We start from the raw sequence: 26,256 nt of genomic DNA on the forward strand, positions 1-26,256 counted from the left end.
AGGGATTTCCTTCTGGAAGGAGATGTAACGATGGGAATGGATTGGTACGATATGATCGCCCTGCGAAACGGAGGATATAAGGGGAGATCTATATATAACTGGGAAGGTCAATCGGCGGAGGACATTTTTGAAGAGCGGTTGATCCGGTTGCTCTCTCAGCATCAATCCGTGCTCGATGCGGGCTGTGGTGATGGTGATTTTACACTGAGAATGTCTGCACATACCCGTCATATTACGGGTTTTGATAACTCTAAGGAGCTGCTGCATATCGCACAAGCTGCGCTTGAAGCGGCAAGCGAAGTGAACAATGTTGAGTTTGTGTACGCCACAACGAAGACCGAAGTCTCTTTTGAAAATGAACAGTTTGATCTGATCTATGACCGCAGAGGGCCTACTTCCATCATTGAACATGGAAGAGTGCTGCGAAGTGGCGGCATCATCTTCGGCATACATACTGACGTAAACAAGGTGAAGGAACGATTGCTGCGCAACCGATACGAGCAGATCGAGATTGAAGAGTTCAATGAGGCGTTCATGATTTTCCCGAATGAACAAGAATTTGCACTTTTTCTCTCCGATGTTCCAGGCAATCCAGATTACACACTGCCCGAGTATCGGGAACAATTACAGGTGAAAATCCATGAGCATCACATGAACGGAAGAATTGCTGTGCGAGAGCACAAGTACATCTGGAAGGCGGTAAAAACCGCCATATAACAACAATTTATCAGTTTGAGGTGCAACGATATGAATCGAAACAAAACGAAGGAACTGCTGCTTGGGGACGATGTTAGAGCACTTTATGAGCAGATGGACAATGGAGAATGTAAATATAAGATGATAGCAGATGACGGGAGCTATTATTGTAGAACGGTTGCCTCTCGCGAAGGAGCCTGGCAGAACAGCCATCTTCATCTGCATGTGACCGAGCATTATCTCGTTCAAGCTGGCTGGATTGCTTACGCATCATATGAAGGCCAATCCATTTTACACCTTCGGATTGTTACAGAAGGACAACACATTGTTGTTCAACCGGGGGTTCATCACAACCTGTACATGTCTGCGGGCAGTGTAATACATACCATCAAATACGGGATAAACACCCGAAGTGACTGGACGGCATCTCCCGAATTGGATCGGTTGACACAGTCCTTATCGGAGTATGAAATTTTGCAAAGAGGCAGCTAAGCAGTCAGGGGGTTGGACGAATGCGAAAACAAACCATATTTTGGATCACGGGGATTGCTATTGTAGTTGTTGTGGTCCTGCTTACCTACAATAACTTGCTCCCCAGTCTGAAGGAGCAGGATGTCCGCATGAAAGGCACCATTCGTCAGGTCGATACGCATAAGTATGAGGTGGATATGCAGATCACTCGTATCAAAGAAGACAATGATAATCACATGGTATACCCCGTGATTTTCGGTTGGGGTAATCTGTCTTTCAATGAGGAACTGGACGATTCATATTTCAGGCCTTCTTCCGTGGGTACATCAGGCGAATTGGAACAGCTCGTTCATCAAGCATTGCAGGATGAGGGGATTAATACGAGTAACGAAAATGGGAATGTTGCGGGATTCTCCATACCTGATGAAGCAGGTACTTACAGAGTGCGCTTCACGATCTCTCCTTTGAGTGAAAATGTTCATTCACTAAATGATCCCAAGATTTATTATGTGCATCAAGAGAAGGTACTCGGAAAAAATCTAAATTGGGTCAAGAAAGAGCACATGGTGATGATTAAGGAGAATATGGAGTGAAGTCAATATACCGATCCAATGAGATTACTGTGCGATTGTTGGAAAAAGCAGACGAAGTTCATCTGGTTCAGTGGCTGTCTGACCCGGCAGTACTGCAATATTACGAGGGTCGTGATCAGCCGCATGATCTGGAGCGGGTAAGAGAACATTTTTACAGACAGAAGGATGCCACGAGTCGTTGCCTGATTGAGGTGGAAGGTAAGCCTATAGGCTATATTCAATTCTATGAGCTTGAGGAAGATGAACGAAATGAATATGGCTATGGAGATACGGATGAGACGATCTATGGAACAGATCAATTCATAGGCGATGTAGCGTACTGGAATAAAGGTATGGGCACAAAACTTGTGCAATCTATGGTAGCCTATTTAACAGATGAGAAGCAGGCTCAGAAAGTGGTCATGGATCCCCAGACATGGAACGTACGGGCCATCGCTTGTTATGAGAAATGTGGGTTCAGAAAAATCAGGCTGTTGAGGGAACATGAGCTGCACGAGGGCCAGATGAGAGACTGCTGGTTGATGGAATATGACAAGGAGGATTGGAGAATGGATTTGCGTTACCCGATAGGCACATTTGAACATACCGGCGAAATTACAGCCGCACAGAGGGAGCAGTGGATTCAGGATATTGCCGAGCTTCCAGAACGTGCGAGAGAAGCTGTAAAAGGATTAAGTGACGAGCAATTAAGTCTGCCCTATCGGGAAGGTGGATGGATGCTCAAGCAGGTTATACACCATATGGCAGACAGTCACATGAACAGCATGATCCGTTTCAAATTGGCTCTCACCGAGGATACACCAACGATAAGACCTTATTATGAAGAGCGATGGGCAGAGCTAAACGATTCAAGGGATTTGGATATTGAGTTCTCCCTACAAATACTGGATGCGCTCCATCGACGCTGGGTTGCACTGCTGCATACATTATCCGATGAGGATTATGCTAAACAATTCTATCATCCGGGTTCGCAGGAAACGACGAGACTGGATTACAACCTGGGGGTTTACTCCTGGCATGGCAGACACCATGTTGCCCATATCACTTCGCTCAGAAAAAGGCTGGGGATCTAAGGAGGGTGGAACATGAACATACATATTCGAACGTTGAATGAGCATGATCCAGCCTTAATCTCTCGGGCATTTCAGGAACAAGGCTGGGTCAAACCTGTGGAACAGTACCTTCACTACCTGGCAGAACAGGAAAAGGGTGAACGCGTCACATTGATCGCCGAGCTGGACGGAGCATTTGCGGGATACGTCAATGTCCTATGGAATTCACCATACCCGTCGTTCAAGGAGCAGGGAATCCCTGAAATTAATGATTTCAATGTGCTGATCCAATATCAGCGTCAAGGCGTAGGTTCACGATTAATGGATCGCGCGGAGGAATTGATTCAAGAACGCACGGATACTGCAGGGATTGGGGTTGGCGTATTCACCGATTATGGCAAAGCCCAGATTCTATATGTCCGACGCGGATATATCCCGGATGGCAAGGGAATTCACAAGCATGATCGCTACCTTATGCCAGGGGATGAAACCATCATTGATGATGACGTCGTACTTTATTTAACGAAGAAATTGAGGACGGTTTAAAATTAATAATATGCATTTGAGCGTTGCAGTAAAAACAGGGCTTAAGCAGAGGTTAATCTCCTGCGATAAGTCCTGTTTTTTTGATCCTTATTAACTAGGTTTTATCTATGGAAACGTACAAGAAAATAGAGATATATTCGGCAAAAATGGTATAATATAGTGTGAAGTTTTGAAGCAATATGACAAGCTGAAACGGCTAGATATCAAGGGGTTTTGCATGGATAACTAACGATTAGTTTCATACATAAGAGAGATCAGGCAGGAGCACCTTTTTGGAGGAAATTAAGGAGGGGTATTGCGTTGGAGAAGACAATTAAAAATGTACAGGATCTGTATGATATGCTGGATGCAAAGTTTAGGTCAGCGAAGCAATTCTGGGAGCCATTCTATGAAGATCGGGATCGTCCAATTCCCTTTTTCCCTAACAAGCCTGATGAGAATCTGGTTGACCAAGTGAATTCGGGCTTGCTTACCGGAGGGAAAGCGATGGAGCTTGGCTGTGGACCCGGGCGGAATGCACTCTATTTGACAAAGGTAGGGTACAGCGTGGATGCGTACGACCTTTCCGAAACAGCGATTGCATGGGCAAAGGAACGAGCTGCAGAAGTGCAGTTGGATGTGAACTTTGAATGCCGATCCGTATTTGAACTAGAACCGCAGCAGGAGTATGACCTTGTCTATGATTCCGGCTGCTTGCACCACTTGCTGCCACATCAGCGTATCCCGTATATTCAGATGATTACCGATGCACTCAAGCCTGGGGGTTATTTTGGCATGACGTGTTTTGCTCCCGGTTTTGGAGGGTTGGGCGGACCTGAGACCGTGATGAATGACTGGGAAGTGTATCAAGAGAGATCAATGAAGGGTGGACTGGCTTTTACAGAGGAGAAGCTTCGTTATTTGCTGGAAGATCCGTTTGAATGCGTGGAGCTGCGCCCGATGCAGGCGATGGGTAAGGAAGATCATCGTTTCGGCCTGCCGATCCTGTGGGTGACCTTATGGAGAAAACCACTGTCTGTGGAAAAAAGGGGGGACTAGGTATGGGAAACAGGGGTTTTATTGTTACTGGTACGTCCAAGGGGATTGGCCTGCAACTGGCTCAGTTGTTACTGGAACAGGGAGATCGGGTCTATGGAGTTTCACGGGAGACTGCTGAGCTTCTGCATGGCTATGACTTGTATAAGCATTTTAAGTATGATCTGAGTGATCTGATGGGTATAGAAATGTTGGTGACACGAATACTGGAGCATATTCCTTTGCAGGAAACCGAGTTCATAGGACTTATTAATAATGCAGCAATGCTGGAACCCTTGAAGCCGATAGATCAGTGCAGCACAGAAGAGATAAGCACAAATTTGAATATTAGTTTGGGAGCCCCGATGATGTTGAGTTCTTCTTTTATACGGCAAACTAATCATCTTGCTGCACGGCGGAAAATTGTGAATCTGACCTCGGGTTCAGGTAGTTATCCGGCGCCCTCCATGTCTGCATACTGTTCTTCAAAAGCTGGAATTAACATGTTTTCGGCGAGTGTGGCGATGGAACAGTCTCAGAGGATGAACCCTGTAGAGGTCATGGCGTTCGATCCTGGCATGGTAGATACAGAATTACAGGCTGTGGCAAGAGGCAAGAGTGCAGATGAATTTGTGCTATCTGGTCTATTTAATCAAGTATATGAAGCCAAGCAATTAAGATCGCCACGGGAGGTAGCCAAGCAGCTCATTGAACGGATCGAAGAGATCAGTGATACAAACAAAGTCATACATACCATGGAGAGCTAGCAATATTCAGTACGTTTTCTCGATTTTACTGCTCCATGTTAAGTTCCCTTTGATCTAACTTCAACTTCGCTGTAAACTGACAACATACTGAGATGGGATTAGTTCATTTGTAATTTAACGTATTCCAGCCTTAGAAGAACGGAAATGTGGTGAAGGACCTTGTTTAAAATTATGCTCATTGAAGACGATGAATCCTTATTCAGCGAGATCAAGGAAAGGCTGTCCCAATGGTCTTATGACATATATGGCATACAGGATTTCGGCAAAGTCATGCAGGAGTATAGTGACGTTCAGCCGCAGCTGGTCATCATTGATATACAATTGCCCAAATATGACGGTTTTCACTGGTGCCGCATGATTCGAGCTCACTCGAACGTGCCCATTATCTTTTTGTCCTCACGGGATCATCCTACGGATATGGTCATGTCCATGCACCTGGGCGCGGATGATTTTATCCAGAAGCCCTTTCATTTCGACGTCTTGATCGCCAAAATCCAGGCCACTTTGCGTAGAGTATACAACTACAACACGGAACGCATCGAACTTCGAACCTGGCGCGGGGCTGCGATAGAGTATGTGAAAAATACACTGACGCTGGGTTCAGAAGCGGTTCTTTTGACCAAAAACGAGATGTATATTCTCAAAGTGCTGGTAGAGCACAAAAATCAGATTGTCACCCGTGAGGAAATGATTCGAAGCTTGTGGGATCATGAACACTTTGTGAGTGATAACACGCTGACGGTCAACGTCAATCGGCTTCGCAAGAAGCTCGAGCCACTTGGACTGGATGCGTATATCGAAACCAAAGTGGGACAGGGATATATGGCAACGGAAGAGGCCGAAGCATGATCGGCAAATACATCAGAGAAAAGCTCAGCTGGATCTTGCTGCTGGTAGCCATGCAGCTCATCATTTTGTTTGTTGCCTATATGGACTCTTCCATACCCCTTCAATCCTTGGCATACGTTGTTATCCTGAATGTGATGATTTGCATGGTGTTTATCTGGGCGAGATATCCGAGGGAAACCCGTTTTTATAAAAAACTAACGACCTGGGACCATACCTATGATCTGGCAGATCTGGATACAGCCGAAAGTCCCTACGAGCTTATCGTGCAGGATGCCGTAACCTCTCAGACCGAGCGCTATCGGAAGGAATCCTCATCTAGTCTGATTCTGCTCGAGCAGGAGAAGGACCAGATGTTATCTTGGATCCATGAGGTGAAGACACCGCTCACGGCGCTACAGTTAATGATCGAACGTACCCCAGATGAGAAGCTGCGGAATCAGATGACGTACGAGTGGCTGCGAATTCATCAACTGCTCGATCAGCAGCTGCATCAGAAGCGAATTCCATTTATGCATAACGATCTGTTTATCGAAGAGACGGAGCTTGAACCGATTTTGAATGCGGAGATTCGAGCCTTGAAATCCTGGTGCATTTCCAAAGGCATCGGTTTCGATGTGTCTCTCAGTGTTACACGTGTTCTGACCGACAGCAAATGGCTGAGTTTTATGATCCGGCAGCTGCTGAGCAATGCGGTGAAATACAGTGAATCCTCGGATATTATCATTGGAAGCTGGGAGCAGGAAGGACATCACGTTCTCTCAATTCAGGATCACGGGCGAGGAATTGAAGCGCAGGATTTACCCCGTATCTTCGATAAAGGCTTCACGTCAACTCGAGGCAGGCTGGAAGGTGCGGCAACCGGAATGGGGCTGTACCTGACCCGGCAGGTGGCACAGACGCTTCATATGGACATTCACGTCGAGTCTGCTCCCGGCGAAGGCACAACCGTCAAACTAACCTTCCCCCGGAAAAACGACATGGTGCATCTTGCGGGCGTGTGACAACAATGTCACATGCTTTTTCGTTTTGTTCGGTGAATCGCACGATAAGTTGGCAGATCCCGCCTATGATAGAGACATACCAAAGGAGAGTGTGTGGGATATGTGGATACTGGAAGCCAAAAAAATTAGCAAAGTATATGGCAATAAACTGAATAAGCAGGAAGTTCTGAAAGGGATAGATCTCGGGGTTGGCAGAGGAGAATTTGTAGGCATCATGGGACCGTCGGGTTCAGGAAAAACAACATTACTTAATGTGCTCTCTTCGATAGACCGGGTAAGTCAGGGTACCATTGAGATCGAAGGCAAGGAGTTCACCGGGATGAAGGAGAAGCAGCTTGCTGAATTTCGCAAACATCATCTTGGTTTTATTTTTCAGGAATATAACTTGCTTGATACGCTTACCGTGAAGGAAAATGTGCTGCTGCCGCTTTCCATCACGAGCGTGCCGAAGCAGGAAGCACATCGGAAGTTCGAACAAATTGCCCGTGAACTGGGCATTTATGAACTAAAAGACAAATACCCATCCGAAATTTCGGGTGGTCAGAAACAGCGGACCTCGGCTGCGCGAGCCTTTGTTCATGATCCGAGCATCATATTTGCCGATGAGCCGACAGGCGCACTGGACTCCAAATCAGCTTCGGATCTACTTGGCAAATTAAGCGAAATGAATGTCAAGCATCAGGCTACCATTGTAATGGTCACTCACGATCCGGTTGCCGCGAGTTATTGCAGCAGGGTGATTTTCATCCGGGACGGGCAGATCTATACTCAATTGAATAAAGGAGACGAGTCCCGTCAGTCCTTCTTCAACGACATTATCAAAACCCAAGGCGTGTTGGGTGGTGTGCAGCAATGAGCTTGCGTTACATCATCTTCCGCAATCTGAGAAAGAACCTGAAAAGCTATTATTTATATGTATTTGCGCTTATTTTTAGCGTGGCCTTATATTTTTCATTTGTGACGCTGCAGTATGATCCTTCCATGGATGAAGTGGCGGCCTCAACCAAAGGAGCGGCGGCGATCGGTACGTCTTCCGTATTATTGATCGTCATTGTGGGCATTTTCCTGCTCTACGCCAACACCATCTTTATTAAGAGACGCAGCAAGGAGATTGGTTTATTTCAGTCAATTGGGCTGACGAAAGGGAAAATTTTTGGCATTCTGAGTACGGAAAATTTCGTTCTCTATTTTGGCTCCATGGCGGTAGGTGTTCTGATCGGTTTCCTTGGTTCCAAGCTGGTGCTGATGATTTTGTTCAAGATCCTTGGCGTTGATGCGATGACGAAACTGTATTTCTCTCCGATGGCTTTGGTCCAGACCCTGATTGTGTTTGCGGTGCTGTACTTGCTCATCATGCTGATGAATTATACCTTTATCAAGGCACAGAGTATTCTCTCGCTTTTTCGGGTAACGGCTAAGGCTGAGCAGCAGGTGCAGAAGATGTCTATCGCACAGATCATCATCGGCATCCTGGGTATTGTCCTGATTGTGTTCGGATACGTATTATCCGCAAGGATGTTCAGCGGCCATGCACTGGATATGCAGCAGCTGATGTATATGATGCTCCTGATCCTATTTTCGGTCATCCTGGGCACGTATCTGTTCTACAAGGGTTCAGTTAGTTTTATATTTAATCTGATTCGCAAAAGCAAAAACGGCTACCTTTCCATCCATGAAGTCTTGTCGCTATCCTCCATCATGTTCCGTATGAAGTCGAATGCCCTGCTGCTTACGATTATTACGACGGTGTCCGCGCTTGCCATCGGCATGCTGTCACTGAGTTACATTTCATACTATTCGGCTGAAGCCCAAGCGAAAGAAAGCTTGCCGGAAGATTTCTCTTTTGCTCAGGCGAGTGTAAAAAATCGGTTTGTAGCGGAGCTTGAAGAGAAACAGATTCCATATGAGGTGAAGCACAGACAGCCCATTTATATTGAAATCGATGCAAGCGAAGTAATGGACGATTCATTGAAAGGAGAGCTTCTATTCAGCAGCGTGGTCAGTGACAGCATGGTCGATGATATGGATCTGAAGCCTGGTGAAGTGATCTTTATGGGTTATGGCAATGTTGTTAAGCAGATGATTTCCATTCAGGAAAAGGGTTCAGTCGTTCTGCATGGCTTGAAGCAAACCATCGATCAACAGTTGGTCGGTACAACCAAACAGGGAGTTCTTCCTGTATACTACACCGGGGGTACGCCCGTAGCTGTTGTAGATGAAACAGTTTATCAGCAGCTTCAGAAGGATCTCGATCCCAAGCTTCAGGAAGACGAGCCGACGGACTATTATGGTGTGCGCATTGTGAACGATAAGCAAGCAGAAGAGGCTTATGGCGTTTTCCAAGAAGAACAGCTTACCGCCCCAAGCTTCTCGCAGATCGAGTTCAGAAATAACCAACGCACTAGTATGGGGCTGATCATGTTTATTGTGGGTTTCCTTGGTCTGACCTTCCTGATTACTTCTGGATGTATCCTTTACTTTAAACAAATGAATGAAAGTGAAGAAGAAAAACCGAGCTATACCATCCTGCGTAAACTTGGATTCACACAGGGCAATCTGCTGCACGGCATTCAACTCAAGCAGGTCTTCAATTTCGGAATTCCGCTGGTGGTGGGATTGAGTCATAGTTATTTTGCGGTGAAATCCGGGTGGTTCTTCTTCGGTACGGAACTGGTGACACCAACAATCATTGTCATGATTCTGTACACACTGCTATATTCTATCTTTGGACTGTTATCGGTGTGGTATTACAAGCGGGTTATCAAGGAAGCGTTGTAGATCGTAATGAATGATATGGAAAAATATCACGTAAAAAGGTCAGGCTGTCTCTCTGCAGCCCTGGCCTTTTTGTTATCACGATCAAGGAATTGATTCCGCCTTTATCCAGCAGTTGCTCCACTCCATCAACCATGAAAATCCGACTCTGTTCTGAACCTGACAATATAAACATGTTTTGCAGGTTCAAATCGCCTGCTGGCTAGTCTTTTTGTGTAGGTTTAGATATCACGTTCAAAAAATACCTCTTGGAAAAACAGGTGATAAATGGATGATGGACGAAATCATTAGAAGTAAGAGAACTTTCGGATGAGTTATCATGAAAGGGGTAGATATGTTGAATTGGGCTAATCGAATCACGCTCGCTAGGATGGCTTTTCTCCGGGATGAATTACATACGGATGAACTATAAGATGCTTCAATTAGGAAAATAGATTAGGGGAATACGGTTTACCTGTTCAGATGAAGGAGGTTAATAGCACTGATTAAAGCTAAAATTTTGCTTGTCAAACCAGGTTCGTTAATAGAAGAGGAAACGGGGACGGATAACTGGCTGATGGCTGTGACACAACAGCCGGAAGTTCAGTATGCCGATGTAAATGATCGTAATCAGATAAATCGATTGATGAGGAGTAGAAAGTTTGGACTTGACGCTCTTCAGATGGCTATTCACGTATTCGATGCTAGCGGACAACCTTTAATTGGATATGAAGTCCCAAGTGGCTTGAATATTTGGCACGATTATCTGAAAGCGATTCGTATGTTGATGGAGAAGGGCAAAGTCTGTGTGAGTTACGGCATTGATCCGCTCTTGCTTGAAATGGAGCAGTATGCAAACGGACAAATAAGGTTTGCTATACGTTTGGAGCTAGTTCCCCAGCATATACTCACACAGTTCACCATACATGCCCGCACGTTTCTGCTGGAAATTTTGAGATCTATTGAATTCCTATGGAGCAAGATGTTGCATGAGTACCATCCACCAAGTGGGCTCGATATATCCAGACCGGAAGATGACGGTGAAGAGCTATTTATAGAAATTAAGGCATTGCGTAAATGGGTATCAGAGTTACCCGAATAGTATACTGCAAGAAACGGAACCTTGATGAAAAAATGCAGGTTCCGTTTTTCTATAACAAAGCAGCAATCAAAAAAATATAGGGCCTTAGCAGCGTTCCCGAGTATACTTGTAGTAGTAGCTGAAACCACATGATACATATCGGAAAATGGCACAAGTGTGCTGATTCAGGAGGATTTTAATGCACCAAGAGCATACCGTGGGTCTAGAGGAAAACTGGATTCAATTCATGATATTAAAGACCAAACTGGAACTGCCTCCCTTGCCTCCAAATACGTTGGATCGTCCAAGGCTCAGTTCAACCAGAGAACAATTATACAACTTTAAAGTCACGCTGCTTACTGCTCCGGCGGGCTCTGGGAAATCCACATTGTTAGGCAGCTGGGTGCAGCACGAGCAAGCAGCCTGTGTTTGTCTGGATGACAAAGATCAGGACCCGCTTCAATTTTGGTTGTATGTTATTCACGCGCTTGATCGGGTTAAGCCGGATTTCTGCCGTGAAATCTTAGCGCATTTTTTGCGAGGATACAGCATGGATCCGCGATCAGCACTGGTGTTGTTAATGAATCACCTTGCCTTGGCAGAGAGTCCGGTATTACTTATTTTGGATGATTACCATGCTGTAACCCAAGCAGAGATTCATGACCAAATGGAGTATTTTGTTGAGAATATGCCTCCGTCCGTTCATCTCGTATTATCGAGTCGGACATCTCCGCCGCTCAAGCTGGAGAAGCTGAAGCTTCGCGGGGAACTCAGGCAGGTTATGCTTCAGGATCTGGCGTTCACCGCCGAAGAAGGAGTAAAGTTCTGTCAGGATGCCCTGAAGCTCAACGTTACCAGTTCCGATGTCCATGACTGGGTGCAGCAGACGGAAGGGTGGGTGGCCGGGCTTAAGCTGCTGGCTCTGTCCTATACCGATAGCACAGAACAAGTAAGATCGCGCAGTGCCAATCGACGGGCTCCAACTTCTCAGGATGATCAGCATCACTACGGCGATCGGTCAGTTTCCGAATATTTGCTGGAGGAAGTGTTTCAGCGGCAATCCCCGGAAATGCAGCATTTCTTGCTCAGCACCTCTGTCGTACAGCGGATGAATGGAGATCTATGCAGAGCACTGACCGATATAAGTGAAGCTCCGCAATTGCTCAGACATCTGGAGAAGGAGCATCTGTTTCTAATTACAATGGATCGGGGAGCGTACTGGTTCCGTTATCATCATATGTTCTCATCCTTTTTGCGGCGTGAGCTTGCTCGTTCCGGAACGGAACAGGTGAACGCACTTCATGCGAAGGCTGCACGGTGGTACGAACAGCAAGGATATGCAGCTGAAGCACTGGATCATTATATTCACGGACAGCATGTGCAGGATGCGGCCCGGCTGCTGGAGGAGTTATTTGCACATTTTATTATGGGTGAATGGTGGACACTTCGAAGGTACTTCGATGTTCTGCCACAGGAGGTAGTGAAGGCTCGTCCCAAATTGTATATGTCCTATTTATTTCTTATTGCTCGTGAACGGCCATATGGTGAGATGATGAAAGAGCTTGATGGACTGGAGCATATGATTCAGGTCCATTTACAGGACCAATTGCCACCCGAGATAAGCAGTTACTTGCTGCAGGTCGTTTGTGTGATGAGGGCTTATATGGCTTATCTAAACAGGGATTTACAAGGGCTGTCTGACCATCTGATATTCTATATCGATCAAGGTTATCCGGATGATATTGCGTTTCAGTATATGGATTATGACCGGAGGGAAAGCATGCGTCTTCGCAGCTTCCACGGTGTGAACGGTTCCCTGCAACGAGGCGAACAATGCTTCGGTGCAATCACGAATCGCTGGTTTGCAGAGAGTTCTTATGCGACCTCCTATTATGGTACTGGCTACGCTGAAATAAAGCTGGAGCAAAATCGCTTGTCCGAAGCGATTCATTATGCGGATCGTGCTCTTGAAATTGCACTCCAGATCAAAGTCGCTGCACTTCTAGTACCAGCCTACGTTCTCAAAGCAAGAATAGAAATGGCTCAAGGTAGACCGAATGAAGGGGTGAAGCTGCTGCAGCAGCTCTGCGTTCTGTTATCTGTCAAGGATCTGGAATACTGGCAGCCGATCATTCAGGCACATCAATACCGGTTGCAACTCGAGATTCAACCTACAGCAACAGCACAGCTCGTGGTTGATGACTCCATTATCGAAATGGTGAACCCTGAGATTAGCTGTGATCAGGTATTCAGCTCGCTTGTACGTGTGCGGGCTAAACTCTTGTTAGGGGATGATGAAGAGTCCTTAAATGAGCTGAAACGCATACGTACACTTGCTGAAGAACGGAACTGGTTAACGGAACAAGTCGAATGTGGACTGCTTGAGGCTCAGATTCTTCAACGCCAAGGGCGTCAGGAGGAGTGTATGGCTCCGCTGCTGCGCGCTATAGCGATTGGCAGTTCCGAGGGCTACATTCGTTCTTTTATAAACGAAGGCCAACCCGTCAAGAGCCTTTTGCAGCACTATCTGCATTTGCGTCGTACGCATTCCATACCAGATTTGGGCATTAAACTGGCCTATGTAAAGGAACTGCTATCTGCATTTGCAAAAGAAAACCGGGATGGTATTCCCTCCGTGCGGCTTAGTCCCATGGAGCAAAGAGTATTTGGCTACATTGCTGAGGGGTTAACCAGCAAACAAATCGCAGCTGAGTTTGGAATTTCAGCAGGAACGGTTAATACGCATATCAGGCGGGTGTTTGCGAAGCTAGGCGCGAGTAGTCGTGCGCATGCCGTACAGATTGCTGAACAGCAGGGCTGGCTGTGAATGTGCAGCAAGCTGTCTATCGTTTTGTAGACTATTTTCTCATGGAAGTCTCTCCTACAATAAAGACAATTAATAACTTTGCTGTTTAAGAAAAAGCACGGTTAGAGTCATGTGGGAGGTAAAGCTTAACAATGTCAACACGTCTATCCAAAGGGAAAACACGAAACAAAAATAACAGAATTCTACCTTATCTGGCAGTTCTATTGTCCGTCTCATCACTTACTGTTCCTGGTACCGTCGGGGCGGCTGCGGGAACCGGGAGCGCAAATGACTTACAGCAAGCCTCGCCTTGGGCGAGACAGGCCATTGAGATCGTAACAGAACAACAGATGTTCCCAGGTAAGCAGGATGGATTGTTTCATCCGAGAGGGAGTCTTACACGCGGTGATCTGGCGTATACCTTGGTTCGCATTGCGGGTTTGAATCAGGACTCTGAAGTTCAGAATTCATCCGAAGCTTTCAAGGATCTGAATTCAGGCACGGATAACATTGCTTTTATTAAATTGATAAGCTCTGCAGGAATCATGAAGGGGTTTCCTGATGGCACATTTCGTCCGGACGAATTGGTCACCCGAGAACAACTCGCAGTGACTCTGATGCGTTTGATTCATTTTAGAGGATTTACTGAAGCAGGTGGTACGAATTCCATGCTATCTTTCAAGGATGCTTCCAGCATCAGTCCATGGGCTGCAGAGAGCGTGAAGCAGGCAGTTAGACTGGGTTTGTTAAAGGGCGAGAATGGCCAGTTTGCTCCGAAACGTCCTACGACTAGACAAGAAATGGCTGTGATTGCTTTGCGCGGAAGCGACGTGATCAAGACGCTTGAAGAATCATCGGAACTGGATGACGCTGCATCAGATTCTGATTCGGATAAGCCAGATCAAGTGACGGAAGTTGAGGGGACGACTACAGGTAATGGAGTTACAGGGAATTCTGGTGGAAACACAACGAATGGGAGTGGAAACAATTCCGGCAGTGGAAGTGGAAATGCAGGAGGAGGCAGCGGATCAACGCCAACCAACCCAACCAACCCAACCAACCCAACCCAACCAACCCAACCAATCCAGAGACTCCTTCCAACCCTGAACCTGAGAATCAAGTCCCAGTGGTGATCAACGATGGGTTACCCGATCAGGAACTTATTCTGGATCATGCGTCTCTGGAGTTCCAGGCCTCCTCATACTTCAGCGATCCGGATGGAGAAGTCCTGCAATTTAGTATTATAGATGGAGATGAAGCGGTTGTTTCTACTGCGGTAGATGGTCAGACAATCAAGCTCACAGCAGTGGCAGAAGGAGAAGCTGTACTGACAGTCAAGGCTGTCGATAACCAGGGTGCCAGTGTTACTGCACAGCTCAAGATCACGGTCCTTGCGAATACGATCAGCAGGCAATTCCCTGATCCTAACTTAGCGCGAGCTGTTGCCTATTGGCTTGAGAAGGATGTGAATGATCCGTTAACCAAGCAGGAACTGGTGGAAGCACTGGTACAGACGGACGGAGGACTGTATGCGCGAGATGCGGGCATCTCTGACCTGACAGGATACGAAATTTTCAAAGGCATGAACGTTACGGAAATTGACCTATCCGGGAACAACATCAGCCTTGTGAATGCTGAAGGATTTACGCAATTGAAGAAGCTGAATTTATTCAGCAATCAACTTACAGAGGTCCATGTGTCAGGACTTTCAAATCTTGAGGAACTGGTATTGTCCTACAATCAGTTGACATCACTTGATGTAAGTGGCCTGAGTTCCCTTCAAGTGTTGGACGTTGGCGATAACCAACTGAATCATTTCCCTACCGGAGTTGCTGACCTGTCTTTACTGCAAAACTTAAATATCCGTTACAATTCCATTATGCTCAGAGACGAGCCTGACTTTACTTTGCATATGGGTCTGATTGAACATTTACCGATGTACGATTTCGATGATGCTTCACCAGTTTTGGTGGAGGCCCCCGCTGGGAATATGGTTTATGTCGGTGAAGAAGAGACCGAGATTGATCTGGAATACATGTTTGAAGATGAAGATGATGACCGTTCAACACTGATTCTTACAGCAGAGTCACCGGACCCGCAGCTAGCTGAGGTCAGAATGGATGGACAGAAGCTGTACGTCAGAGCTCTTGCATCAAGTGAAATCCCGATTCAAATCCACGTGCAGGCTAGAGACGTGCTGGGCAAAATGGACACAGGATACGTAGAGGTCATGCTTAAAACGAGAGAAGAATTGCTCTAAAATTAGTCGCTTTTAAATTCAAGCAATCAAATAATACCAGGTGCTGCGCATCTCCTCTGGAGGTGCGTTTTTTATGCTGCATGCAGTCCAATAATGTTAGAATATTCAAGGAATGTATACGAATGATTCCGTTTATAACGGCGAGAGTGACAGGGAGGAGAATGAAAAATGTCCGAAGGTACGTTGAATCCAAGTAATGCGGAAGAATCAGCCTATGTGCGTAATCAACTGATTGCATTTAATGCGGCTCATCTGAGCGAGGATCTGAAGCATCGGTATGAGGAATTGAATTTTAATATCAAAAATGAGGCAGGGAATATCGTTGCCGGCGTCCTCAGCACGCTGTGCTGGAACTGGTTGGAACTCGATATCTTATGGGTAGATGAGAAGCAGCGGCACCAGGGCTTTGGTTCCCAATTGCTGCTCGAGATTGAACGTATTGCGCGTGAGAAAAGCTGTGATTTTATTATGCTGAATACATTTTCGTTCCAGGCACCGGGCTTCTACAAGAAGCATGGATACCAATTGATGACAACCCTTGAGAACGCGCCAACAGGGCATCGTCATTATTACTTTAAGAAGGATCTAACGTAGGGTAAGATATAGAGTACGGAACAACATGATAGGAATTTAGGAGGAGCGATCTATGGTTACAATCAAAGCCATTGAACTTCAGGATTTGCCTGCCTTAAGCCAATTGTACAATGAGTTGATGGGGGCCCCCACCAATGAGGAGCAGATGCAGAAAATGTTTAAGTACATACAGCAAAATGGTCATTATCATGTGCTTGGTGCATTTTACAATGGCGAGCTGGCCGGATCTGTTATGGGGATCGAATGCATGGACCTCGTGGGACAATGCAAGCCTTTCATGGTTGTGGAGAATGTGATCGTATCTGATCATGTGCGGAGACAGGGAATCGGTCAGAAGCTGATGCTCCAGATTGAACGGATTGCGAGAGACCTCGGGTGCGAGTACATGATTCTGGTATCTGGAGATCAGCGCAAGGAAGCACATCTTTTCTATGAAAAGCTTGGATTCAAGGATGAGAAAGTTCAAGGGTACCGGAAGCATTTTAACTGACCAGGAGGATTACTTAAGGAGCAAGGCGAATAAGGCATAGTCAAAATAAAACCATGGATCTGAGGGAGGCACTCTCGTGTTCAAAAAATGGGCTAATGTCTTGATGATTGTGAGTTTGATCTTCGCCGTATGTTCCCCTACATCCTACGCCGCTGCCAAAACGCTTAAGGTAACGGTGACGCTGGTGAGCGCGGAGCTGGTAGAGAACAACTCCGTCGGCAACGATTGGGCGATAGGCGCAAGCGTGAACGGCAAAAACCTGAAGGAAGGTTCATCGGTTACATTAAATCTGAAATCAACCGATACGCTGAAATTAAAAGCGGAAGCCGAAGAACAGGATAAGATTCCGGATATCGGAAGCAAGAGTGCGAATGTCAAGGTATCTTCATTCTCCAAATCAACGAATAAGACTCTTTCCGTTGTTGTAAAAGAGAACAGAGGCCGTTATTCGGGTAACACGGCAACATGGGAGTTCAAATTCAAAATCAGCAAAAAGTAATTCGAATTGGAATTATTCAGAAGAAAAGGGAGCTTAAGCTCCCTTTTTTATTTATATTTGCAGGGCGGTACTGAAGGAATTGATAGTATCGGCAGGATACTCACTTTGGTAAAATGAAGAAAGCTTTGGAAACCGAACGTGTATCAGTTGAGTTGATATAAGTTAGATGAGGAGGTCATACCTAACATGAGAATCGTGGATAACATCAAAGTATGGGGGGAGCCGCTGGAGAATGCAGTGAGTCAGGCGGTGACGTGTTCGCTGCATGGAGATGTGCTTGGCGTTGCACTGATGGCTGACCATCACAAAGGGTATTCGCAACCGATCGGAGGTGTTGTCGCCTACCGTAACATGATTAGTCCTTCGGGCGTTGGATACGATATTGCCTGCGGAAACAAGGCGGTACGTACGAATCTCATGTGGGAGGATATCAAGGACCATATTGCCGTTATTATGGATGATATCAATGCTAACGTATCGTTCGGGGTGGGTCGCAATAATCCAACCCCGGTTGATCACGAGCTGTTTGATGATGCGAGTTGGAAGCTGTTCGATTCGATTGAGCCTGGGCTGCAGCACAAATTAAAAACGCTCGCACGGAACCAGCTTGGTACGGTGGGCAGCGGCAATCACTTTGTGGATATTTTCGTAGAGGAATCAACGGGTAAAGTATGGGTTGCCAATCATTTCGGCAGTCGGGGGTTTGGTCATAAAGTCGCGAGCGGTTTCCTCAATCTGGCTGCAGGTCGTGAGTTCAGCGGTAAAGCACCTGGAGAATCCATGGATCAGCCACCAACGTTGTTTGACTTGAACAGCGAAATGGGCGAAATGTATTGGGACGGAATGACACTCGCAGGCCGGTATGCCTATGCAGGACGAGATTATGTTATAGAACAGGTCCTTGGTATTCTTGGAGCGAGTGCGGAGTACTCGGTGCATAACCATCATAACTTTGCCTGGAAAGAACAGCATATGGGCGAAGACGTGGTCGTCGTCCGTAAGGGAGCAACCCCGTTGGCACCCGCACAGCTAGGTTTTGTCGGAGGCAGCATGGGAGATATCTCAGTGATTGTGGAGGGCATCCACAGCGAGGAGAACACGGAATCCTACCGCAGCACGGTGCATGGGGCTGGACGGATCATGAGTCGTACCCAGGCTGCCGGGAAAATGAACTACAAGCTGCGCACTCGCATGGGCGGAGAGATCAGTGAAGAACAGATGCATGCGGCCATTCGTGCATATGGTGTCGAGCTGAGGGGTGCAGGCACAGACGAAAGCCCGTTTGTGTATAAAAAGCTGCAGGATGTCCTGAATGCTCATGCAGACACTCTGAAAATCAATCATATTCTGCGCCCTGTCGGTGTTGCCATGGCTGGTGGCAATGAATTCGATCCATATAAGGACTAGTGAAATAGGTTCTTTTCCCGGAGTACTTGTTTAATTATGAATTACTTGAACTTAATAGAAGAAGGTGAGCACCATGAGAAACTGCGCATTATACAGCTCCCAGTTTGACCTGGATCAGCTGTTTGAAATTATTCAATCCATCTATCCACAGGATCAGATCGTACGTAAGGAAGACAAGACGCATATTCAGGTTATCCGCAAAAAGTGGCTCAGCAAGAAAACCAAGGGCTTCAATATCATGACAAGTCAGACACACCCCGAAGAATTCACCTCGATGATTCAAGGTATGATGGGGTTTCTGAGTCAGATTGAAGGACGTAATCCGGCAGTGCAGGAAAAAGTGTTGATCAAATGCTCGACCCTGAACATGGTCGTTGGCATTGAGACCGAAGAGGACATATCGGAGGAGTTTTTCCAGGAATTATTGAAGCTTGCTCAAGGGCTGGATGCGGTTATTTTTTGGGGAGGCGGCTCCTTGCTGAACGCACAAGGACAGCTGCTGCTGGACGTGAATGGGGAATCCGAGGTAGAGGATTACCACGTGACAGCACACACCAGTCTTTTGGATGATGTCAGACCACCGTCCGAGTCAGGCACTCGCCGCAAGGAAAATTCCGAGTCCATTATGGCAGCGCAGGGGATTCCATTCAATGTGCATTTACCCGCAAGGGCTGGAGATGAGCATACAACGATCCGAAGCGTTGAAGAAGTGGCACAACGAGCGGTAGCCTTATGTATCGCAGCACTCAAGGGTGAATGCCTCGGTGCAGGAGAGAGTGCAGAGGACACGGCAGCACTCGTTCAGGAGGTCATCGACAAGTACGATGCAGCCTCATTTTTCTCCCCAGCGGAGAAAAGATTTATCGAGCAGCATGGAGCGAAGCAGCAGGAAGTCATCACCTTTTCGTGGGGATACGAAGCTTACCATGTCATGCTGTGGGCGCTTGGTTATGTCGATGAATTGGGAGCTCCAGTAGATCTATGTAACGTTGGACAGGCCGTAGGTTATTTGCAGCAAAAGGACAGCTTCGAGGACTTCCTCGCGGGTGCATCCCTGCGGAGCAAAAGTGAAATTCTCGATGCGGCCGACCTGATCTACCGTTACAACTGGGTATGTGTGAACAGTCGGATTAATGAGCAGACCCCTCCTGCAGGCTTGAATGGTGGAGTAGCCTATGAGCGTCACCGTGCACTGAATTGGCTCATTTGTTATATGGATCAGGAATGGGACGAGGTACGGACGGATACGTAATACGCATAGCGGACTTTGATATGTAGGCATAATTCCAAAATCCCCCAACCAGTTAAACACTGCGTGGGGGATTTTTTTGTCGTTTGGGTGTTACCCGCTATGCCGGTTATATTGCTCCCGAATGATGACGTCTGCCAAGATCAATTTTTTCTCCACATTACTCTCGGGGTTTACAATGCGCCACAACATCTGGTCCACTGCACGCGCACCAAGCAATTCCTTGTTTACATTGACCGTAGCAAGCACTGGAATATTGTCGTACAAATTATCAAAACCGGTGACAACACATTGATCAGGTACGGTTATTCCCATGCTCTCCAGTGCTTCTATCGTGTAGAGCGCGGAAAAGTCATTGGCACATACAAACACCTCTGGCAAGTTGGCCTCATGAACCACCGACGTAAACGTTTGGCGGAAATCATCGACGGCTGGACTGCACAACTCCGGTATCTGATTCAGGTCTATACCGTTGCCCATGAGCACAGAAGTGTACGCGATCCATCGCTCATAGAAGCTGTGAGCATCGCTGATATTTCCGACAAATTGAAAGCTCTTGAAACCCTTGCGAAGCAGATATAGCATGATTTCACGCATCGAAGTAAAGTTGTCCGTAAAAATGCTGTCACTGTGGAAGACCGGATCGAGATGATCAACCATAACGACGGGAATCCCCAGGCGCTTAATTTCAAGCAAAATGGGGGTGGTAATCGAACCCACCGTAATAATGCCCCGAATGGCATCGGGATTTAGCAGTGTAAATAATTGGTCTGCAGAAGGCTCCGTCAGGGTAAGAATATTGATCCCTTTCTGGTTCAGTCTGGATGATATCCCATTAAAGACGGGTCCCCAGTAAACAGAATCCTGGTTTTGGTAACGAACATTTGGAAACAAAATGAGGATCGTTCCGCTCCAACGCATGTGTTGTGGATCGTGAAGTTCATTGCTGTTGTTCATATCGCCAGATAACAGGCTGTTATCTTTGAAATATCCAAGTTTGCCAGCGGCCTTAAGGATAATGTCCCGTGTCTGATCACTCACACCGGATTTACCCGAGAGCGCACGTGAGACCGCAAATTTTGACAGACCCGTAAAATGTGCAATTTCCTGAATTGTTACCTTCGTCTTCATCATACCATCCTTACATTTCTTAGTTCTGCCGTCTTCTTGACCATGTAGCATGAAACTGATTCCAGTATATCATGATATATTTCCTCTAATCTAATAACGGATGCAGAATGAAAAATGTTAGTGTTTCTATCGTTTTGAGTTGGAGATGAAACTGGAATGATGAAGTTTGGTGAGAGAAAAGATCATAATATGTCATTCGTTATTATCTATTTGTTATTTTTATATAATAACAAATTTTAACGAAGTGGAAATCGTGAAGCGAAGATTAGGACAGGAAAAAACTTTCAACCATGCTTGTTATCAGCGTTATTATGGGTTATATCAGCATAATATCAGATAAATTAGAAAATGTTAACAATAAAATGTTGACGCTTACATTTTGCTATGTTAAATTTTGTTTGTTCAAACCAAACGTTAAAATAACAAATGGTGGTGGTGTGCTGATTTCATTAGGTGAGTGAGTGCTAGCGATTTGACATGACCATTTCAGGCATACACATTCGGGGAGGTTGTAAAAAACATGATTAGAAAATGGAACGTTCTGCCGTTGATGTTACTGGCTGTGATCCTTTTTGTATCCGCTTGCAGTGGAGGTGGGACAGTGCAAAATGGCACAGAGCCAGAGGGGACCGCCAATTCGGGCACGACAACCGAAACCGCCGGAACAGAGACAGAAGGCGGGACAGAAGAGGTGGCAGCAAATGTACCGGATCTCGGTGGACGTGTCATCAAGGTTGCTGCCTGGTGGGATCTGACGCCAGCGGGGGAGACAGCATCGGATAAGGCCCGTCTCGATAAGATTGCTGAAGTCGAAAAAAAATATAACGTGAAAATCGAGTTTGTCAATGTCCCATTCGAAGAATACATGAATAAATTCACCACGACTGCGCTGGCTGGCGAGCCATTCGCAGACATCGTCCAGATGGAATACAAGTCCGCTCTTCCCGCCATCCTCAAAGGGCAGCTGCTGCCGATCTCCGAATTCACCACAGCCGAGAACAACATCAATCAAGAAGCCAATTTGATTACTAAATATCCAGCTATCGCCGGTGATTACTACTCATTCGATAATCCAATCAGCATTGGTCTGGGACTTCACTATAACCGCGACCTGTTCAAAAAAATGTCGCTGCCTGATCCACAGGAGCTCTATAACCAGGGTGAGTGGAATTGGGACAAATTCATGGAACTGGCCAAACAGGCAACAAAAGATACGGATAACGACGGCAAAATTGACGTATACGGATTCTCCGGCTGGCCGATTGACGTGCTTCGTCACTTTACCGCTGCCAATGGCGGCACGATCGTAGATGACGAAAATGCAAAAGAAGGATTGTCCGATCCCAAAACCATTGAGGCTGCCGAATTCGTTAAACGCCTCTATAACGTGGAGAATGTCGTGAAGGTCAAAACGGGCGACAAAACCAACTGGGAGGAAAGCAATACATTCAAGGATGGAGACGTTGCCTTATTCACAGCCGCTGAATGGCAGCTGGGCGATATCACCTTTGCCGCTGGTGTAGTTCCCATTCCGAACGGACCTCAGGGCAGCAAGGATGTAACGTACGCCAACAATGCAGCCTCAGCGAAATTCATCCCGAAAGGTGTGGAAGATCCGAAGATTGTCTACCAGATTTATGAAGAGACCTATGACATACCGCAGATTGAAGAGTATCCGGGTCAGGATTACCTGGAGAGCCGTTATACCGACGAGAAGGACATTGCCATGATTCGTGAGCATATTGCCGGAACGGGACGTATCCTGCTCGATGATGCCTACGCAGGGTATCCCATCGGAGATTATGTGAACGACATCATTAAAAACAACGCGTCCGTTACAGCGACAGCCGAGAAATATAAGGCTCAGGCACAGGCTGCAGTTGATAAACTTGGCAAGCAATAACACCAGCAAGTGATTCAGAGAGGGGTTTCCGGTGCCTGTAATTATGCACGAAACCCCGTTTCTCTGAATTCCAATCAGGGTGTTGCTGGCATCAGCCTAAATGAGGAGGACTCGTAGAATGGCTGGAATTCTACAACGAAACCGATGGATCCTGCCTACTGTACTCGTAGCGGCTGCAGCTGGCATTTTGCTGTATTTCGCCTCCGGTACGGATGTGGAGAGTGCAGATGTCCCGCCTGGCAGTCTGCCAGCTATTGAGGTGGATGCAATCTTGCAGCAGACGAGGCAGAAGAAGGGATACGAACAATATGTAATCCAAGCAGGTGAAGCATTGCGGCCAGAGGTGGATATCACCATTGAAGTAGGGGACTACATACGAGCTGAGGGTGAAGAGGTCCGCAAACTGATCGATTATGAAGGCAAGGAAGGGGTTTCCTTGTATACCGGTGAGACAGGAGAGGTTGATTGGGTTGTCGATGTGCCGGAAACCGGAATGTATAATCTCTCGGCAGTTTATTTTCCTGTAGAAGGCAAAAGTTCCGCGATTGAGCGTGCACTCTATATTGACGGTCAACTTCCATTTGCGGAAGCAGCCTATTTGCAATTTGACCGCGTATGGGGCAGTGAGAAAGAAACCGCTGAGCAGGATAATCAGGGAAATGATCTTCGTCCGAAACAGGTGGAGAAACCACGCTGGATGGAAGAGACGTTCCAGGATTCAGATGGATACGAGCAGGCACCATTCAAGTTTTTTCTGGAAAAAGGGGAACACACCCTAACGCTGAAATCTACGCGTGAACCGATGGTCTTACGATCCTTGCGGCTCTTCAACGAGAAGAATGTCCTTCCTTATGCGGAAACCGCAGGGGCACAGCAGACGGATTCTTCCGGACAGCCAAAAGATGTACTCATTCGGATTGAAGGAGAAGCGGCGATTGCCAAATCCTCACCAACGTTGTACCCGACCAGCGAGAGATCCAGTTCAGCGGTATTCCCGTATAGTGCTTCCCAGGTGCGCGTCAATACGATTGGTGGTTACAACTGGCGTCTGCCGGGACAGTGGATTGAGTGGGAGGTCGATGTGCCGGAGAGTGGACTTTATCATATCGGCTTTACTGCACAGCAGAATTTCGTCAAAGGCATCTATTCCACGCGCAAGCTGACCATCGATGGTGAGGTCCCATTTGCCGAGATGGCGAAAGCACCTTTCCGTTACCAAAGCGACTATCGCGTGGATGTGATGGGCGGGAAGGAACCCTACAAATTTCAGCTGGAAAAAGGCAAACATGTCATACGGCTGGAGAACAGCCTGGGTGACTTCGCACCGTTGATCCGCAATGTAGAGGATAGTCTGTATAACCTGAACTCCATGTACCGGCGAATTCTGATGATCACAGGCACCAAGCCGGATGAATTCCGGGATTACCGGGTGGAGAAGCAAATTCCGAACCTGCTGGAGGTATTTGCCGGGGAGAGTAAACGACTCAAGGACGTGGCAGCGCAGCTTCGCCTTCTATCCGGCCAGTCGAGTGATCAGGAAGCGTTGATCAAGACGATGGCGCAGCAGCTGGACGAGATGATTGACAAGCCGGATACCATCCCAAGAAGGCTTGCAGCTTACAAAACGAATACGGGTGGGCTCGGAACATGGGTGCAGCAGGCACGGGAGCAGCCGCTTGAAATTGATGCCCTGTATGTCGCGTCCATCGACAGCAGTATCCCTCATAAAGGGATGGGAGCGCTGGCGAAGGTCAGTCATGAAGCGAAGACATTCTATCATTCGTTCTTCATTGACTATAACCAAATCGGCAATGTTGCCACTTCGGAAGACCAGCGTACGGTGACGGTTTGGATCGGCAGTGGACGTGACCAGGCCAATACGATGAAGGCAATGATTGATGAGACCTTTACGCCGGAGAGCGGCATTAACGTCAATCTGAAGCTGGTCAACATGGGGACGTTATTGCCGGCTACCTTGTCTGGTGAAGGACCGGATGTAGCGATGCAGATCGGCAATGATCTACCGGTAAACTTTGCCATGCGGAACTCGGCAGTGGATCTGACCAAGTTCGCTGACTATACCTCGGTAGAACAGGAGTTCAGGGAAAGTGCCATCATCCCCTACGTCTATGATTCAGGTGTGTATGCCCTACCCGAGACACAGACTTTTAATATGCTCTTTTACCGGAAAGACGTGCTCGCAGAACTGGGACTTGAAGTCCCTCAAACGTGGGAAGACGTCGAGAGCCTGCTGGCTATTCTGAGCAAAAACCATATGGAATTCGGCATGCCGGTTGTGACTCAGGCCAATATGCAGGGTGTCAACATTCCGCCCAACTCGCAGTACGCAACGATGCTTCTACAGAATGGAGGATCCTTCTACCGCAACGATGGCAAGGAATCCGATCTGGACTCCCGCATCGGGATAGAGACATTCAAGCAGTGGACAGAGTTCTATACCGATTACAAGCTGGAGCGGGAATATGATTTTGCGAACCGCTTCAGAACAGGGCAGATGCCGATCGGCTTGACGGATTACACGATGTATAACCAGCTATCCGTATTTGCACCGGAGATTCGCGGACTATGGGGCTTCGTTCCTGTCCCGGGTACGGTACAGGCGGATGGAACATTGAATCGCGATGTGCCAGGCGGAGGCAGCGCAGTCATGATGCTGGAGAGCGCCAAGGATAAGGAAGCCGCGTGGGAGTTCATGAAATGGTGGACCAGCACACCGGTACAGGCTGAATTCGGCCGCGAGATGGAAGGACTGATGGGCGCTGCTGCGCGTTATCCAACGGCCAACATCAAAGCGCTTGATTCATTGCCGTGGCCAGCTGAGGATTATGCCAATCTTAAGGCACAATTTGAAACGGTGAAGGGAATTCCCGAAGTGCCAGGCGGTTATTTTACCGGACGCCATCTGTTCAATGCCTTTTACAAAACGGTGGTTGGTCAAGTAGAAGCCAGAGAATCCATCATGGACTACACCCAGTATATTCAGGACGAGATTCGGATCAAACGTAATGAATTTGGTCTTCCGTAAGCAGAGGGAGGGTTAACAGTGTCACAAATATCACTCCGAGACGGTCA

23 protein-coding genes and 1 pseudogene are annotated in these 26,256 nt (G+C 47.1%); 23 read left to right on the top strand and 1 reads right to left on the bottom strand.

Translation table 11 applies throughout. The features are described 5' to 3' along the window. Window positions 1–30 precede the first annotated feature (30 nt). The 21 genes and pseudogenes from PIL01S_RS21305 (at window position 31) to PIL01S_RS21405 (ending at window position 20,132) form a co-directional block, all read left to right on the top strand. A complete protein-coding gene (locus PIL01S_RS21305; RefSeq protein ID WP_127539270.1) occupies window positions 31–717 on the top strand; it encodes a class I SAM-dependent methyltransferase in 687 nt (228 codons plus the stop codon). A 30-nt stretch (window positions 718–747) separates the two neighbouring features. After that, window positions 748–1,188, top strand: a complete 441-nt coding sequence (locus PIL01S_RS21310) for a hypothetical protein (RefSeq protein ID WP_127539271.1) — start codon at window positions 748–750, stop codon at window positions 1,186–1,188. Window positions 1,189–1,208: 20 nt separating this feature from the next. Further along, complete coding sequence (locus tag PIL01S_RS21315; protein WP_127539272.1) at window positions 1,209–1,760, top strand: hypothetical protein; 552 nt, start codon at window positions 1,209–1,211, stop codon at window positions 1,758–1,760. 29 nt (window positions 1,761–1,789) lie between these two features. Continuing rightward, window positions 1,790–2,218: pseudogene (locus PIL01S_RS21320) on the top strand (GNAT family N-acetyltransferase); the annotation flags it as partial. A 90-nt stretch (window positions 2,219–2,308) separates the two neighbouring features. Beyond that, a complete protein-coding gene (locus tag PIL01S_RS21325; protein ID WP_127539463.1) occupies window positions 2,309–2,833 on the top strand; it encodes a YfiT family bacillithiol transferase in 525 nt (174 codons plus the stop codon). A 12-nt stretch (window positions 2,834–2,845) separates the two neighbouring features. Then, window positions 2,846–3,358 (top strand): GNAT family N-acetyltransferase, encoded by a 513-nt coding sequence (locus tag PIL01S_RS21330; protein ID WP_127539273.1) that lies wholly within the window; start codon window positions 2,846–2,848, stop codon window positions 3,356–3,358. 300 nt (window positions 3,359–3,658) lie between these two features. Then, window positions 3,659–4,396 carry a class I SAM-dependent methyltransferase gene (locus PIL01S_RS21335; RefSeq protein WP_127539274.1) on the top strand — a complete coding sequence of 246 codons (738 nt, stop codon included), beginning with the start codon at window positions 3,659–3,661 and terminating at the stop codon, window positions 4,394–4,396. 2 nt (window positions 4,397–4,398) lie between these two features. Beyond that, window positions 4,399–5,139, top strand: a complete 741-nt coding sequence (locus PIL01S_RS21340) for an SDR family NAD(P)-dependent oxidoreductase (protein WP_127539275.1) — start codon at window positions 4,399–4,401, stop codon at window positions 5,137–5,139. A 159-nt stretch (window positions 5,140–5,298) separates the two neighbouring features. Further along, complete coding sequence (locus tag PIL01S_RS21345) at window positions 5,299–5,988, top strand: response regulator transcription factor (RefSeq protein WP_127539276.1); 690 nt, start codon at window positions 5,299–5,301, stop codon at window positions 5,986–5,988. Beyond that, window positions 5,985–6,989, top strand: coding sequence for a sensor histidine kinase (locus tag PIL01S_RS21350; RefSeq protein WP_127539277.1), 1,005 nt, complete (start codon window positions 5,985–5,987; stop codon window positions 6,987–6,989). The genes PIL01S_RS21345 and PIL01S_RS21350 overlap by 4 nt, the downstream gene beginning before the upstream one ends. Window positions 6,990–7,089: 100 nt before the next feature. After that, the gene (locus tag PIL01S_RS21355) at window positions 7,090–7,845 is read left to right on the top strand and encodes an ABC transporter ATP-binding protein (RefSeq protein WP_127539278.1); all 756 of its coding nucleotides are present in this window, start codon (window positions 7,090–7,092) and stop codon (window positions 7,843–7,845) included. Continuing rightward, window positions 7,842–9,767 carry an FtsX-like permease family protein gene (locus PIL01S_RS21360; protein ID WP_127539279.1) on the top strand — a complete coding sequence of 642 codons (1,926 nt, stop codon included), beginning with the start codon at window positions 7,842–7,844 and terminating at the stop codon, window positions 9,765–9,767. Before PIL01S_RS21355 ends, PIL01S_RS21360 begins: the two co-directional genes overlap by 4 nt. A gap of 553 nt (window positions 9,768–10,320) precedes the next feature. After that, window positions 10,321–10,845, top strand: coding sequence for a hypothetical protein (locus PIL01S_RS21365; protein WP_127539280.1), 525 nt, complete (start codon window positions 10,321–10,323; stop codon window positions 10,843–10,845). Between the two features lie 178 nt (window positions 10,846–11,023). Beyond that, window positions 11,024–13,651 (top strand): LuxR C-terminal-related transcriptional regulator, encoded by a 2,628-nt coding sequence (locus PIL01S_RS21370; RefSeq protein WP_127539281.1) that lies wholly within the window; start codon window positions 11,024–11,026, stop codon window positions 13,649–13,651. A 131-nt stretch (window positions 13,652–13,782) separates the two neighbouring features. After that, on the top strand, window positions 13,783–14,763 hold the full coding sequence (locus PIL01S_RS21375; RefSeq protein WP_127539282.1) for an S-layer homology domain-containing protein: 981 nt from the start codon (window positions 13,783–13,785) through the stop codon (window positions 14,761–14,763). Next, complete coding sequence (locus tag PIL01S_RS21380; RefSeq protein WP_127539283.1) at window positions 14,757–15,890, top strand: leucine-rich repeat domain-containing protein; 1,134 nt, start codon at window positions 14,757–14,759, stop codon at window positions 15,888–15,890. The genes PIL01S_RS21375 and PIL01S_RS21380 overlap by 7 nt, the downstream gene beginning before the upstream one ends. Window positions 15,891–16,058: 168 nt before the next feature. Continuing rightward, window positions 16,059–16,484, top strand: coding sequence for a GNAT family N-acetyltransferase (locus PIL01S_RS21385; protein WP_127539284.1), 426 nt, complete (start codon window positions 16,059–16,061; stop codon window positions 16,482–16,484). A 52-nt stretch (window positions 16,485–16,536) separates the two neighbouring features. Continuing rightward, window positions 16,537–16,974: a GNAT family N-acetyltransferase gene (locus PIL01S_RS21390; protein WP_127539285.1), complete on the top strand. Its 438-nt coding sequence runs from the start codon at window positions 16,537–16,539 to the stop codon at window positions 16,972–16,974. Window positions 16,975–17,050: 76 nt separating this feature from the next. Beyond that, entirely contained in the window at window positions 17,051–17,473 is a 423-nt protein-coding gene (locus tag PIL01S_RS21395; RefSeq protein ID WP_246058510.1) for a hypothetical protein, read from the top strand. 186 nt (window positions 17,474–17,659) lie between these two features. Further along, complete coding sequence (locus PIL01S_RS21400) at window positions 17,660–18,880, top strand: RtcB family protein (RefSeq protein ID WP_127539286.1); 1,221 nt, start codon at window positions 17,660–17,662, stop codon at window positions 18,878–18,880. A 73-nt stretch (window positions 18,881–18,953) separates the two neighbouring features. Next, window positions 18,954–20,132 (top strand): DUF4272 domain-containing protein, encoded by a 1,179-nt coding sequence (locus PIL01S_RS21405; RefSeq protein ID WP_127539287.1) that lies wholly within the window; start codon window positions 18,954–18,956, stop codon window positions 20,130–20,132. Window positions 20,133–20,222: 90 nt separating this feature from the next. On the opposite strand, the gene PIL01S_RS21410 is transcribed toward PIL01S_RS21405, so the two are convergent. Continuing rightward, a complete protein-coding gene (locus PIL01S_RS21410; RefSeq protein WP_127539288.1) occupies window positions 20,223–21,260 on the bottom strand; it encodes a LacI family DNA-binding transcriptional regulator in 1,038 nt (345 codons plus the stop codon). A gap of 520 nt (window positions 21,261–21,780) precedes the next feature. Between PIL01S_RS21410 and PIL01S_RS21415 the strand changes: the two genes are divergently transcribed. Together PIL01S_RS21415 and PIL01S_RS21420 are read left to right on the top strand one after the other, a co-directional pair. Further along, window positions 21,781–23,163 (top strand): ABC transporter substrate-binding protein, encoded by a 1,383-nt coding sequence (locus tag PIL01S_RS21415; protein WP_371859979.1) that lies wholly within the window; start codon window positions 21,781–21,783, stop codon window positions 23,161–23,163. Window positions 23,164–23,281: 118 nt separating this feature from the next. Beyond that, complete coding sequence (locus PIL01S_RS21420) at window positions 23,282–26,209, top strand: extracellular solute-binding protein (RefSeq protein WP_127539289.1); 2,928 nt, start codon at window positions 23,282–23,284, stop codon at window positions 26,207–26,209. Window positions 26,210–26,256 lie beyond the last annotated feature (47 nt).

This window comes from Paenibacillus illinoisensis NBRC 15959 (assembly GCF_004000925.1).
GTDB classification, from domain to species: Bacteria; Bacillota; Bacilli; order Paenibacillales; family Paenibacillaceae; genus Paenibacillus; species Paenibacillus illinoisensis.

Excerpts from the sequence above, each read along its gene's own strand:
- PIL01S_RS21330 (WP_127539273.1), top strand. The coding sequence starts at position 2,846 with ATGAACATACATATTCGAACGTTGAATGAGCATGATCCAGCCTTAATC.
- PIL01S_RS21415 (WP_371859979.1), top strand. The coding sequence starts at position 21,781 with ATGATTAGAAAATGGAACGTTCTGCCGTTGATGTTACTGGCTGTGATC.
- PIL01S_RS21340 (WP_127539275.1), top strand. The coding sequence starts at position 4,399 with ATGGGAAACAGGGGTTTTATTGTTACTGGTACGTCCAAGGGGATTGGC.
- PIL01S_RS21400 (WP_127539286.1), top strand. The coding sequence starts at position 17,660 with ATGAGAATCGTGGATAACATCAAAGTATGGGGGGAGCCGCTGGAGAAT.
- PIL01S_RS21350 (WP_127539277.1), top strand. The coding sequence starts at position 5,985 with ATGATCGGCAAATACATCAGAGAAAAGCTCAGCTGGATCTTGCTGCTG.
- PIL01S_RS21360 (WP_127539279.1), top strand. The coding sequence starts at position 7,842 with ATGAGCTTGCGTTACATCATCTTCCGCAATCTGAGAAAGAACCTGAAA.
- PIL01S_RS21310 (WP_127539271.1), top strand. The coding sequence starts at position 748 with ATGAATCGAAACAAAACGAAGGAACTGCTGCTTGGGGACGATGTTAGA.
- PIL01S_RS21405 (WP_127539287.1), top strand. The coding sequence starts at position 18,954 with ATGAGAAACTGCGCATTATACAGCTCCCAGTTTGACCTGGATCAGCTG.
- PIL01S_RS21325 (WP_127539463.1), top strand. The coding sequence starts at position 2,309 with ATGGATTTGCGTTACCCGATAGGCACATTTGAACATACCGGCGAAATT.
- PIL01S_RS21420 (WP_127539289.1), top strand. The coding sequence starts at position 23,282 with ATGGCTGGAATTCTACAACGAAACCGATGGATCCTGCCTACTGTACTC.
- PIL01S_RS21370 (WP_127539281.1), top strand. The coding sequence starts at position 11,024 with ATGCACCAAGAGCATACCGTGGGTCTAGAGGAAAACTGGATTCAATTC.
- PIL01S_RS21305 (WP_127539270.1), top strand. The coding sequence starts at position 31 with ATGGGAATGGATTGGTACGATATGATCGCCCTGCGAAACGGAGGATAT.
- PIL01S_RS21365 (WP_127539280.1), top strand. The coding sequence starts at position 10,321 with ATGGCTGTGACACAACAGCCGGAAGTTCAGTATGCCGATGTAAATGAT.
- PIL01S_RS21315 (WP_127539272.1), top strand. The coding sequence starts at position 1,209 with ATGCGAAAACAAACCATATTTTGGATCACGGGGATTGCTATTGTAGTT.
- PIL01S_RS21410 (WP_127539288.1), bottom strand. The coding sequence starts at position 21,260 with ATGAAGACGAAGGTAACAATTCAGGAAATTGCACATTTTACGGGTCTG.
- PIL01S_RS21390 (WP_127539285.1), top strand. The coding sequence starts at position 16,537 with ATGGTTACAATCAAAGCCATTGAACTTCAGGATTTGCCTGCCTTAAGC.
- PIL01S_RS21375 (WP_127539282.1), top strand. The coding sequence starts at position 13,783 with ATGTCAACACGTCTATCCAAAGGGAAAACACGAAACAAAAATAACAGA.
- PIL01S_RS21385 (WP_127539284.1), top strand. The coding sequence starts at position 16,059 with ATGTCCGAAGGTACGTTGAATCCAAGTAATGCGGAAGAATCAGCCTAT.
- PIL01S_RS21355 (WP_127539278.1), top strand. The coding sequence starts at position 7,090 with ATGTGGATACTGGAAGCCAAAAAAATTAGCAAAGTATATGGCAATAAA.